Origin of the sequence: Streptomyces sp. NPDC060366 (genome assembly GCF_042725135.1) — a bacterium.
Lineage (GTDB): Bacteria > Actinomycetota > Actinomycetes > Streptomycetales > Streptomycetaceae > Streptomyces.
Window position 1 is genome coordinate 266,906 of sequence record NZ_JBHXDC010000005.1, and the last position, 12,715, is coordinate 279,620.

The window sequence follows — 12,715 nt, forward strand, 5'->3', positions numbered from 1 at the left end:
GCCGCCCACCACTGACAACGCCCCTGCCCGAGCTGCGGGCAGGGGCCTGACCAGCGGTTTTGTCCGTGGTGAGGGCGGAGCGGCCGTCAGTCGGCGAGCCCGCCTAGCAGGTCCCAGGTGCGGCGCCGGTCGGCGTCCCCGGCGATCTCCGTGCCGGAGAAAACGACTTCCGTCGCCCCGGCGTCCCGGTAGCGACGGACCTCGGCGGAGACCGTCCGCTCGTCGCCGATCACTGCGACGTCGACGGCGCGTGTGCCGCCGGAGAGTTCTATGACCCGGGCGTAGGACGGGATCTGCTCGTAGAACGCGAGCGCGTCGGTGGCCCTCTCGCGGACCGCGTCGACGTCGTCGGTGACGACACCGTGTACGAGCGCCACGATCCGGGGCGCGGGCCGGCCGGCCGCCTCCGCCGCCGCGGTGACGGCCGGGACGATGTGCTCGGCCAGGGCGCGGGGCCCGGCGAGATAGGGCAGGATCCCGTCCGCCAGCTCCCCGCTGGCACGCAACGCCTGCGGTCCCATCGCGGCGACGAGCAGCGGCACGCCGGCGTCGGCTCCCGGCACGCGCGCGGGGACGGGGGTGTGCGCGGTGAGCAGTTCGCCCTCGAAGTCGGCGGTGCCGGTCTCGGTCAACTGCCGCAGGGCGGTGAGGAATTCACGCAGTCGGGCGACGGGCCGTTCGAACGGGATGCCGTAGCCGCCCTCGGTGAGGAGTTTGGTGCCGAGCGCCAGGCCGAGGTGGTAGCGGCCGTGGGTGGCCGCCTGCGCGGTCAGTGCCTGGCTCGCCACGGTGAGCGGGTGCCGTCCGAAGACGGGGATGGCGGACGTACCGACCTGGAGGGCCGGTACCTCACGCCCGACGATGGCCGCGAGTTGCGGCGAGTCGGCGCCGAAGGTCTGCCCGAACCAGGCCGACCGCAGTCCCGCCGCCGCGGCCTCCTCGGCGAGCCGTACGGTGGCGTCGATCTGGTTGTCGGATTCCGTCGCGTTGAGTGCTACTCCCACAGTCATGTCAGCGGAAACCAGCGCTCGTCGGCCCCACATTCCGTCGGTGTGTGACGGCTGTGTCAACTGTTGGACACGGCGCGGGGCCGAGACCCGGAGCAGGACCCTGGGCCGGACCCGGGGATCTGTCGGACCTCAGTGCGCGATGGAGTCGATCAGTTCGCGCGCTCCCTGCCGCAGCAGGGCCACCGCGACCGACGTACCGAGGGTGGCGGGGTCGAGCGGTCCGGCCCATTCGTGCGCGTTGAGGACCGTCTTGCCGTCCGGGGTGAAGACCCTCGCGCGCAGGGAGAGGCCGCCGCTGCGCTCGGCGTGCGCGAATCCGGCGATCGGGCTGTTGCAGTGGCCCTGGAGAACGTGCAGGAACATCCGCTCGGCGGAGGCTTCCTTGTAGGTGTCCCGGTCGCCGAGCGCGGAGACGGCGTCGATGGTGTCGGTGTCGTCCTCGCGGCACTGGAGGGCGAGGATCCCGGCTCCGATGGGCGGGCACATGAGGTCCACCGGCAGGATCTCGGTGATGACGTCGCTGCGCCCGATGCGCTCCAGGCCCGCCGCGGCCAACAGCAGCGCGTCGGCCTCCCCCGCCGCGAGCTTCTCCAGTCGGCGGTTGGCGTTTCCGCGCATCGGTACGCAGATGAGCTGCGGGTGGGAGGCGGCGAGCTGGGCGACGCGCCGGACCGACGACGTACCGACCCGGGTGCCGGCCGGCAGCTCGTCGAGGGTGCGTCCGGCGGGGTGGATCAGGGCGTCGCGGATGTCGTCGCGCTTGAGGAAGGCGGCGAAGACCGTCCCGGCGGGCAGCGGCCGGTCCGCGGGCACGTCCTTGACGCAGTGCACCGCGAGGTCGGCCTGTCCGGCGAGGAGCGCGGCGTCGACCTCCTTGGTGAAGGCGCCCTTCCCTTCCACCAGGGAGAGGTCGCCCATCCACTTGTCGCCGGTCGTCTTGACCGGGACGACCTCGGTCGCGATGCCGGGGTGGAGTGCGTTGAGTTCGGTGCGCACACGTTCCACCTGGGCGAGCGCCATCGGCGAGTCGCGGGAGACGATGCGGATCAGTTCAGGGGTGGACATGGCGGACACGATAGAGCGTCCGGCGGGTGCTTCCGTCATCCGCCCCGGCGCCATCTCCCCCGTGCGACAGATACGTTGGACACCTCGGGCAGGTGTGCGAGCGAAGCGGCCGGAACGTCCGCAACCTTTGCCGCTTTCGACGGTCATACCTGATATGACCAGACACGCCGTTGTCGCCCTGACCCTCGCCGCGGCGGTGGGCGGGCTCACCGCACCGACCGCACTCGCCGACACCATCCCTGTCCCCTCCTCCGCTTCCACCGTCCCCACGGACCCGGTGATCACGGGCGTCACCGTCAACGGCGGGAAGGACGTGGTCGTCGGCACGACCGAGCGCAAGACCTTCACCGTCACCGTCCACGGAAGCGACGACTCGGGGCTCCACTTCGCCGATGTCGACCTGCTGGGGCCGAACGTCGGCTTCTACACGACCGACACCTTCTGCGAGAGCGCCACCGCCTGCACCACCGGATTCACCGTGGATCCGCGCCGTGATCCGTACAACGAGGGTTTCGATCTCAGCAACGCCAACGCGGGTGCCTGGTACGTGGACACGCTGGTGGACACCAACGACGGCGCCTCCCTCTACACGAGGCACGCCGGTGACTTCCGGCTCCAGCGCGCCGCCAGGCTCACGGTCAACGCCGCGCCCGAGCCGGTCGCGAAGGGGCGCACCATCACGGTCACCGGCAAACTGACGCGCGCGAACTGGGACTCCTACCGCTACGCCGGCTACACCGGGCAGACGGTGACGCTCCAGTTCCGCCCGAAGAACAGCGACACCTACACCACCGTCAAGACCCTCAAGACCGACGGGACCGGCAACCTCCGTACGACCGTCAAGGCCGCTACCGACGGTTACTGGCGGTGGAACTTCGCCGGTACGACCACCACGGCCCCGAAGAAGGCCACGGGCGACTACGTGGACGTCCGCTGACGGAGACCCGACCGCGGCGCCGACGGCTCGCAGGAGAGTAGGCGTCACGTCGCGGTCCTGACCTGAGGGCGTCCGGTACGCCCGACCACAGAGGTTCTGGCGCGATGGGGCCCTCCCGAACCATGACAGCCCGCCGCTCCACCGGAACGAGCGAGCGCGTGGGCTGACCAGCTCCCCGACGCCACGCTCCGGCGCGTTCGGCGGCACTTCCGTCGCGCCCGGCGAGACTTCGCGCGCCATAAAGGCGCCGTAAGCATATGGCCGAACGTGCGGCCACCTCCCTTCGAGGTGGGCGCACGGCGACGGCGACGTGTGCCCCGGGCCACCAGTTACCCGTACAGGTGAGGTTGGCATTTTCCGCGCATGGCGGCTCCCCCGTTGCGGAATGAACTCAAGGTTGCCCAACGTCACCGTAAGTGACCATCTTCGCTGTGGGAGTGCTGTGATGACCGGCGTTGATTCAGTACAGACCTGCCCCTTTCGCCACGACGACGCCCTGGAACCCGACCCCTTCATGACCCGGATGCGGACCGAGGCACCCGTCACCCGCGTACGTATGCCGTACGGCGAGGGCGAGTGCTGGCTGGTGACCCGGTACGAGGACGTGAAGACCGTCACCTCGGACCGCCGCTTCAGCCGAGCCGCCCTGATCGGACGGGACTTCCCCCGGATCACTCCGGCGCCCATCGCGCAGTCCGAGTCGATCAACCTCATGGACCCGCCCGCGCTCAACAGGGTGCGCAGGCTGATCAACAAGGCCTTCACCACACCACAGGTGGAGGCGCTGCGCCCCTGGACCCAGCGGGCCGTGGACGAGCTGCTGGACGCCATGGCCGAGAGCGGCCCACCGGCCGACATCGCGGACCACCTGGCGGACCGGCTGCCGCTGCTGACCATCTGCGAACTGCTGGACGTGCCGCAGGCGGACCGTCCCCAACTGCGGCAGCGCGCCATGGAGATGATGTCCATGAACGCCGCCGACCGGGATTCGGCCGTCCAAGCGAAGGCGTGGCTGCGGGCCTACTTCTCCGAGCTGACCGCGGAGCGCCGGCGCTCGCCCGGCGAGGACCTGATCAGTGCCCTCGCCACCGCGCGCATCGGCGACGAGACGCTCGACAAGGACGAGTTGACCGTGCTGGCCATGCTCCTGGTGATCACCGGCCACGACACCACGACGTACAACATCAGCAACATCGTCTACACGCTGCTGACCCGGCCCGAGTTGGCGGGGGAGCTGCGTGCCCGGCCCGAACTGCTGCCGCAGGCCCTCGAGGAGCTGCTGCGCCACATCCCCTTCCGGCAGGGCGTCGGCATCCCCCGCGTGGCCTTGGAGGACGTCGACTTCGACGGTGTCGTGATCAAGGCGGGCGACACGGTGCATGTGTCCTACCTGACCGCCAACCGCGACGAACTCGCCTACGGGCGGCCGGACGAGGTCGACTTCCACCGCGAGGATCCCGCCCCGCACATGACCTTCGGATGGGGCAGCCACCACTGTCTGGGCGCCCATCTGGCACGCATGGTGCTCCAGGTCTCCATCGGCACACTGCTCACCCGTTTCCCCGACCTTCGTCTGGCCGTACCGGCGGAGGAGGTGCGGTGGAACACCGTCTCGATCTGGCGATACCCGCTCGCCCTGCCGGTCACCTGGTAAGGAGCTGATCATGGCAACTCTGTGCAGACCCGCCATCGCCGTGCCCGACCACGTCATCACCATGGAACAGACCGTGGAGCTGGCGCGGGCGCTGCATCCCGATCACCCCCAACTCGACCTCGCCGTGCGGCTGATCAGCAACACGGGTGTCCGCACCAGACGACTGGTGCGGCCCATCGAGGAGACCCTTCGCCATCCCGGCTTCACCGCCCGAAACGACGCCTACGAGCAGGAGGCGAAGGCCAGGGTGCCCGAGGTCGTGGAGCGGGCCCTGGCCCACGCCGAACTCACGCCGCCGGACATCGACATGATCGTCTACGTGTCGTGCACGGGCTTCATGATGCCCTCCATGACCGCGTGGCTCATCAACAACATGGGCTTCGGATCGCACACCCGACAGCTGCCGATCGCTCAGCTGGGGTGCGCCGCCGGCGGTGCGGCCATCAACCGCGCGCATGACTTCTGCTCCGCGTACCCGGAGTCCAACGTGCTGATCGTGGCCTGTGAGTTCTGCTCGCTGTGCTATCAGCCGACGGACCTCGCGGTGGGCAATCTGCTCTCCAACGGCCTCTTCGGGGACGCCGTCGCCGCCGCGGTGGTCCGCGGCGAGGGCGGCACCGGCGTACGCCTGGAGCGCAACGGGTCCCATCTGGTGCCCGACACGGAGGACTGGATCTCCTACGCGGTCCGTGACACCGGCTTCCACTTCATGCTCGACAAGCGTGTGCCCGGCACCATGTCCGTACTCGCTCCCGCCATGCGTGAGATGGCAGAGCCGCACGACTGGGACGTCTCCGGGCTCGACTTCTACATCGTGCACGCCGGCGGGCCCAGGATCCTGGACGACCTCTGCCACTACCTCGACGTGCCGGCGGAGATGTTCCGCTACAGCAGGGCGACCCTCACCGAGCGCGGCAACATCGCCAGCGGCGTCATCTTCGACGCGCTGGACCGCTTCTTCGAGGACGGCGGCGCCGAGCACGGCGCCCGGGGGGTGATCGCGGGCTTCGGCCCCGGCATCACGGCCGAAATCACCCTCGGCACATGGTCGGTGAGCGGTCAGGAGAGCGGACACATCGAGCGGGAAGTGATCCTGCCGACGCCGGTCCTGATGTCGCAGCCGGACGCGGTCGGCTGACCTCTCGGCCGTTGCCGTCCTCGGGTGTCGTACGGGCCCTCGCCCCGTACGGCACCCGACGGCGGGCTCACGCGCGCTACCTCTGGCCGCCGATGCTGATCCCCGGGCCTTCCGGGCGCTCGTCCCTGTCGTGCGGCATCAGCTCGATCTCGATCCGGTGCAAGTTCTCGCTCGCCGCCGTCCCGCCCGCCTCGGCCGTGATGACGCCGATGTTCAGGCCCGCCTTGCCCGTGCCCTCGCGCCTTACCTGCACGGCGAATTCGACGTGCACGCGCTCCACCCGGAACTGGAGCCTGCTCTCCCGGCCGTTGCGCTGAGCTTCTTCCAACTCCTCGCGGATCCGGCCGATCACCTCGGCGAGACCGGCGGTCTCCGCACCGTCGTGCCCACCCCGTCCGCGACGTCCGTCACCCGCGACCATTCCAACCCCCTCGTTACGCAACGGGGGCCCGTTGTCACCCCCCGTGGTTATTGTTGTGCAGTATGAGGGAGCCCGAAGCCACTTCCAACTCAAGCGCGCAGGAAGGCCCTTGGCGCGTCCGGCTGGCCGAGGACGAGACCGGCACCGCTCCGCCGCTCGGCGCCGGGGTGCTGCTGCCGGGTGGGCTGGTGCTCACCTGCGCCCATGTGGTGCTGGCCAAACCCCGTCGCAGGACGGACGGTTCATGGGGATCGGGCCGCCGTGGCGATCCGCTCCGGCCGGTCGACACGCTGTACGCGGAGTTCCCCGGAGCACCTTCGAACCCGCCCCTGCGGCTGCGCGCCGAGGTGCTGCCCGAGCATCTCGCGCCGCCGACCTCGCAGTTCAGCGGCGACATCGCCCTGCTGCGGCTGGCCACCGTGCCACCGGTGGAGACCGCCGTGCTGCACCGCCGTATCCCCTCGCGCGGCACATCGGTGCACTCGGTCGGCTACACGGACCGGCTGCCCGGCGGCGAGCGCATCGACGCCCGTCTCATGGGGCTCGGCGGCCCCGCGCGCTATCCCGAGTGGGTCCAACTCGACCCGGACGGCGGGTCGTACGCGGTACGCCACGGGTACAGCGGCAGCGGTGTGGTCACCGAATCGGGCAAGGTGCTCGGCATCCTGGTCCACCAGTTCGGGACCGAGCACTACCCGGTCGCGGTCAGCCACGCGTACATGATCCCGACCGACACCATCCTGCGATATCTGTCAGTCCTGCGGCACCCGCCGGCCGAACAGCTGGAGGAGTTGCAGGTGACGGGGCCTCCCGCCCTGTCACCGACCATCCCGCGCGATCCGCCCGGAAGCGGTTCGACCCGCGCTCTCGGACTGCGCCGCAAGGTGACCCACTGGCTCATCGACTCGCTTCCGATGACGGGCACGACAGCCACGGCCAACGCCCCCGCCCCGGTCTCGGATCCGGTCTCCGGCGCCGACCCGGCGGCCGGCCGGCGCGCCGCCACGGAGCCGGTGGAGGTGATCTTCGCCCGCGACGACCGTCATGACGACATGTCGGCGATCCACGCCACGCTCAACCTCGCCGACCGCGAACGCAATCCGCGGCCGACGGGCACGACCGGCGCCTCCGAACCGCCCGCCGGATCGATCGACATCGCCGTGGACACGACGGACTTGACGGCCGGACAGCTCATCGCGCTCACCGCCGAACGCATCGGACTCACGGGACCGGCCGGGTCTCCCCGATCGGAGAGACCCGGTGGACACGGCGGAGGCGACGGAGACGACGGACCCGAGGACTACGACCGCGCGCTGGCCCGGATCGCCGGGGACAGCCCGCCAATCGCCGCCGCGTTCCTCTCCGTCGACCGGACCGCCCCGACCGGCGAGGCCGCGATACCTCTCCTCAGGGCGTTACGGCAGAGCGGTCAGACCCGGCTGCTGCTCGTCTTCCGCGACCCGGCGTCCCCGTCGCTCGAACAAGTCGTGGACACGCTGCTCGACGACGGCTGGGCCGAGCGCCGCACGACGGCCGTCGCAGGGCGGCTCGACGTACTCGCCGAGCTGGAGCGAAGATTCCGCAGGCTCAACGCGTACCCCGGTGTCCGGCGCATCACCGACGCGCCGCGGCCGGTCCACCGCCGGCTGACCACGCGGCTCGCCGAGTTGCGGACGGTCGGCGGGGTCCCGCGCAAGAGCGCCGCCCTCGCCCACGACCTGTTCCTGCTCGACATCGACGTCGAGGACGCCATCCAGCGGACGGGATCCGCCGTAAGGCTCCTCGACCGCCCGTACGCACCGGGCGAGTACGTCGTGAGTCCACCCGGTGACGGCCTCACCGATCTGCCCCACATCACCGTCGAGGACCCCGACACGTTCGTCGAGCCCGAGGCGGAGGCGGCGAAGGAGTCGGAGTCCGGCCTCGTACGCGGCCAGGAGCTGCACCAGCAGTACAAGGTCGTCGGACTGCTCGGCGAGGGCAGTTTCGGGCAGGTGTATCTCGCCCGCGACCAGATGCTGGAGAACCGCCCGGTGGCACTGAAGGGCGCACGGGACCCCGGCGACGCGACCGACCGGCGGATCTCCCGCCTCGAACTGCTGCGGCTGGTGAGTCTCAACCACCCCTCCATCATCAAGGTGTTCAACTACGCCCGGCATCCCGGCCGCCCCGAGCTGCCGGAACACCCCGCGAACAACGCCCGGTTCATCGTGATGGAGTTCGCCGACGGCGCACCGCTCCAGTGGGTCGCCGAGCAGATCGCGCGCGACGAGGCGCCGTTCGACGGCTATCGCGTCCATGAGTTCATCGCCGCCTACGGCCTGCGGATCCTCGACGCGCTCCGCTATCTGCACGACGAGGAGGGCTTCGTCTACGGCGACCTCTCCCTCACCAATGTCATCCACTGCGGCAGCGGCATCAAGCTCATCGACGTCGCGGGCGTACGGAAGATCGGGCACGCGGGCCCGGTCACCTATCGGGCGCCCGAACTCGGCACGTCCACCGAAGTGACGGTCGCGGCCGATCTGTTCGCGGTCGGAGCGGTCCTGCGGGAACTCCTCGACCGGGTCCCCGCCCACCCCGTCGACCTCGGTACGACCTCACTCCTGCGCGTCCTCAACAGGGCGCAGGCGGCGCGCCCCGAGGACCGGTTCGCCGACGCGCGGGAGATGGCGGTCCAACTGCACGGCGTGCTGCGGGAGCTGCGCTCGCTGCGCCTCGGCGAGGAGACGTTCGAGCCGTCGCCGCTGTTCTCCGCCGCGCCCACCGCGCTCGACGGCGAACTCGGCAAGGCTCCGCCGCTCGAACAGTGGCGGCACGGGGGCAACGACAAACGGCCGCTGACGATAAGGCCGCCTCGGCCCGCCGAGGTGGCAGTGGGCCTGCCCGTACCGAGACCGAGCCGCCAGGACCCCAACTGGAAGGAGTTGCGGCGCACGTCGTACGACGATCCGGCCGGTCTGCTCCAGCTCAGCGCCGACTGGCAGCTCTCCCCCGAACTGGCCCTCCTGCGCTGCCGTCTCCATCTGGAGGCCGCCCGCTACCAGCCGGCCGGCGCGGGCTCGGGACTGGCGTCCGCGAAGGCCGAGTTGAAGCGGGCCGAGGCCGCCGTCGGCTCCCTGGCCGAGTACGACTGGCGACTGCGCTGGCACCGCGGTCTGCTCCAGCTCGCCGCGGACGACGTGGAGTCGGCGCTCCGGTCCTTCGACGGGGTCTATGCGGCGATTCCCGGCGAGTACGCGCCCAAGCTCGCGCTCGGCTACTGCTACGAGATCCTCGACCGGCCGGAGGAGGCGATGGTCTTCTACGGCGCGGTGTGGAAACGCAACCACGCGCTCGGCAGCGCCGCTTTCGGCCTGGCCCGTATCCATCTGGCCGACGGCGACAGCGGACCTGCCCTTGCCCGGCTGGAAGCCGTCCCGCCCGACTCGCGGCACCGCACGGCCGCCCGCACCGGCATGGTGCGTATCCACGCCGACCTCTCGGCCGAAGGGGGCCCGCCGAGTGTGGACGCGGCGAAGCAGGCGTGCGTGGCGCTCCACCGGCTGGCCCGGTACGAGGGGCTGACGGACCGTCACGCCCAGGAGCGGCTGCGCACCGACCTGTTGGAGCTGCTGCTCCGGCTGGTCACGACGGCCCCGGAGCCGGACCCGCTGCGCGCGCTCCGTGAGTCGCTGGACAAGGAGATCCCGATCCCCCTCACGGAACACGATCTGCGGGAGCAGCTGGGCGTGGGTTACGAGCGGCTCTCCGAGCAGGTGCCGCGCACCGCGCTCCGTGAGCACACCTCCCTGGAGAGAGCACTGCTCGACAACGCGTACCGCACCCGCCCGTTCGCGTTCAGCCACAGCCGGGGTGAGCGGCGTCAGGGCAGGCTGCGGGGCTGGCGGCCCGGCCGGCTGCGGGGCCTGCTGGGCGGCCGGGCCGCGAACCAGTCGCAGGCGCCGGACACCGGGGGCATCGGCGACGACCGCTGGAACGCCTTCACCGGGGAGCGGTGATGGGCAGCCGGTTCGCCGTACGTTCGCGGCTCCGGTCCGCCCTGACGGCGGGCAGGTCGGCCGGGGCCGCCGTATGGCGGTCGGTGTGGCTGCCGATGTGGCGCCGGTCCTCGGGCCGTACGCCCGCGGGCCGGCGGCGGCACACGGCTCAGTTCCTGTTCAGCCGCATGCTGCTGCTCCCGGCGCTGGCACTGACCGTCCTGGCGCTGGCCGGGACGGCGTATCTGGACCTCAACGGCCGTACGGAGCAGTTGCGTGAGCGCTACGCCCCCGCGATGGTCGAACTGGCCCATGCCAGGACGTCGTTGGAGCTGGCGCACCGGGAGGCGAAGCTGCGGCTGCGCGGGGACGGCGGAAGGCCGCTGATCCAGACCGATCTCGTCGGGCTCGGGGAGAAGTACCCGTCGCTGCTGACCGAGGCGGCGCAGAGCCTCAACAACGCGGCCCAGACGAAGGCGCTGCGCGCCGAACAGGAGCAGGAGGTCCGTGTGGTGTCCGGGCTGGTGGTGGCCTACGACGACTGGATCGGCTGGGCCGACAGCCACCACGACAGCGAGGTACTGCGTACGGCGGGACTGGACTACGCCGCGAGTCTGCTGGGCGCGCCCAAGTCATCCGATGACACGGCCGTCCTCAACCGCATCAAGGCCCTCGAAGGGGAGTTGAGAGCGGACGCGGCGGAGCTGTCGGGCTGGACCGGACTCTCCACCGTGACGGCGTGGGCCGCGCTGCTGGCCGTGCTGGTCTTCGTGTTCGCCGTTGTCGGCACGCTCGACTTCGTCCTGGCACAGCTACGGGTACGCAGCCCGCTGCTGACGCTGTACGCGCTGCCGGTCCTGCTGGCACTCGGCGTACTGGTGCTCGGGGCCGCCGGTCAGCAGCACGCGCAGCGGAAGGTGGCGGAGGCGGGCGTCGCGCTGGCCGCGGTGAGCCCGACGGCACAGGCCGGTACCCGGATCGAGGTACTGGACGAGGAATTGGCCGCTGGTCTGCGCGGTACGCACCCGGGCGCGTGGACGCTGGCCGCCGAACTCGCCCTGGCCGTCGGGGCGGTGGGCGCGGTGGCGTCGGGATTCACACTGTTCCACTACGGCCGCAGACACCTGCGGATCCTTTGGAGGACGCCATGAGGGCTCCGTACCGACTCGTGCGCTCGGTGCTGGCGCTTGCCCTGCTCGCCGGGACCGCTGTCGTGTCGGCGGGCTGCGTGGCGCAGGAGAAGCCGACGCTGGTGGTGCTCGGTCCGTGGACGGGCGGCGAGGCGATTCCGTTCGAGAAGATGCTCAAGGAGATGGGCAGGCAGAAAGGCCGGAACTATGTGTACGAGGGCACGCGCTCGCTGAGAGAGACGCTGGTCGCGCAGTTGCGGACGGAGTCGCCGCCCGACGTGGCGATCCTCAACGGCCCCGGCGAGTTGGCCCAGTACGCGCGCGACGGGGACGCCCAGCCGCTGCCCCCGAAGGTGGCGGGCCGGGCCATAGAGCCCTGGGCCCCGCGTATCACCGTTCCGGACAAGCACGGGAACATGGAGCAGCGTGCGTACTGGGCCCCGGTCCGGGTGGATCTGAAGTCCATCGTATGGAGCAGACCGGGCGAGGAGAAGGCGGCCGCCGAGGACGCCAGGTGGTGTCTGGGTATGGCGTCGGGCGCGACGTCGGGGTGGCCGGGCACGGACTGGATCGAGGACCTGCTGCTGCAACGGGAGGGACCCGACGTGTACGAGCGGTGGGCCACCGGCGCCCTGGGGTGGACCGACAAGCGGGTGAAACGGGCGTGGCAGGACTGGGCCGCCGTGCTCGCCACCGACGTGGAGAACGCCGAAGAAGCGATCACCATACCGTTCGAGAGTCTGGGCGGCGGCAAGTCCGGGCTGCTGAACAGGGGCGACTGCACACGCGAGCATCAGGGTGCCTTCGTCCGCCGCCACTACGGTCTCGACGTGATGCCCGCTCCGACCTCCGACTTCGTCGAGGGGCTGCCCGCAGACCAGAACGTGTTCGAGGTCTCGGGCGACATGGCGGCGGTGTTCAAACCGAGCGACGCCGCGTGGGAGTTGGTGCTCGAACTCACCTCGTCGGATGCCCAGGACGAATGGGGCGAGGCGGCGAAAGCGGGAGAGCAGCCGTTCTTCCCGACCGGTACGGGGGGAACGAAGGGTGCGACCCCGGCATCGGAGGAAGTACGGCGGATGCTCAATGGTGCCGAGCGGATCTGCCTCGACGCGTCCGATGCCATGCCGTCGACGCTGCGGGGCGCCTTCCAGCGGGCAGTACTGGAGTTCCTGGAGAATCCGCTGGACGAAGCGGTACTCGACGGTCTGCTCGGCCAACTGGAGGCGGAGCGACTGCTCCAGAAGGGGGCGGGGGCGTTCGTCCTGGACGATCTGTGCGACGTGCCACCCGGGACGTCGTCGGCCGGGTGAGGCCGTGGCCGGACCGTCCTCGGTCGCCGGACAGGATCACCGAGCCTGTCCGGCGACCGGGGACGGA

Annotated in this window: 9 protein-coding genes; 6 read left to right on the plus strand and 3 right to left on the minus strand. The window is 70.6% G+C overall.

All coding sequences use genetic code 11. From position 1 onward, the window contains the following. Positions 1–86 precede the first annotated feature (86 nt). Positions 87–1,010, minus strand: coding sequence for an LLM class F420-dependent oxidoreductase (locus tag ACFWHU_RS16035; protein ID WP_387225294.1), 924 nt, complete (start codon positions 1,008–1,010; stop codon positions 87–89). Positions 1,011–1,139: 129 nt separating this feature from the next. Further along, a complete protein-coding gene (hemC, locus tag ACFWHU_RS16040) occupies positions 1,140–2,075 on the minus strand; it encodes a hydroxymethylbilane synthase (RefSeq protein WP_385798792.1) in 936 nt (311 codons plus the stop codon). Between the two features lie 154 nt (positions 2,076–2,229). Here hemC and ACFWHU_RS16045 point away from each other — a divergent pair, with 154 nt between their 5' ends. The 3 genes from ACFWHU_RS16045 (at position 2,230) to ACFWHU_RS16055 (ending at position 5,804) form a co-directional block, all read left to right on the plus strand. Next, a complete protein-coding gene (locus ACFWHU_RS16045) occupies positions 2,230–3,012 on the plus strand; it encodes a calcium-binding protein (protein ID WP_387225295.1) in 783 nt (260 codons plus the stop codon). 445 nt (positions 3,013–3,457) lie between these two features. Further along, a complete protein-coding gene (locus ACFWHU_RS16050) occupies positions 3,458–4,666 on the plus strand; it encodes a cytochrome P450 (RefSeq protein ID WP_387225296.1) in 1,209 nt (402 codons plus the stop codon). A gap of 10 nt (positions 4,667–4,676) precedes the next feature. Continuing rightward, positions 4,677–5,804, plus strand: a complete 1,128-nt coding sequence (locus ACFWHU_RS16055) for a type III polyketide synthase (RefSeq protein ID WP_385798789.1) — start codon at positions 4,677–4,679, stop codon at positions 5,802–5,804. A gap of 76 nt (positions 5,805–5,880) precedes the next feature. Here the strand turns inward: ACFWHU_RS16055 and ACFWHU_RS16060 are convergent, their stop codons facing one another. Beyond that, positions 5,881–6,225: a trypco2 family protein gene (locus ACFWHU_RS16060; protein ID WP_385798788.1), complete on the minus strand. Its 345-nt coding sequence runs from the start codon at positions 6,223–6,225 to the stop codon at positions 5,881–5,883. 62 nt (positions 6,226–6,287) lie between these two features. Here ACFWHU_RS16060 and ACFWHU_RS16065 point away from each other — a divergent pair, with 62 nt between their 5' ends. The 3 genes from ACFWHU_RS16065 to ACFWHU_RS16075 are packed head-to-tail and all read left to right on the plus strand — an operon-like array spanning position 6,288 to position 12,648. Further along, on the plus strand, positions 6,288–10,226 hold the full coding sequence (locus ACFWHU_RS16065; protein ID WP_387225297.1) for a tetratricopeptide repeat protein: 3,939 nt from the start codon (positions 6,288–6,290) through the stop codon (positions 10,224–10,226). Next, entirely contained in the window at positions 10,226–11,356 is a 1,131-nt protein-coding gene (locus ACFWHU_RS16070; protein WP_387225298.1) for a hypothetical protein, read from the plus strand. The genes ACFWHU_RS16065 and ACFWHU_RS16070 overlap by 1 nt, the downstream gene beginning before the upstream one ends. Then, positions 11,353–12,648: an extracellular solute-binding protein gene (locus ACFWHU_RS16075; protein WP_387225299.1), complete on the plus strand. Its 1,296-nt coding sequence runs from the start codon at positions 11,353–11,355 to the stop codon at positions 12,646–12,648. The genes ACFWHU_RS16070 and ACFWHU_RS16075 overlap by 4 nt, the downstream gene beginning before the upstream one ends. Positions 12,649–12,715 lie beyond the last annotated feature (67 nt).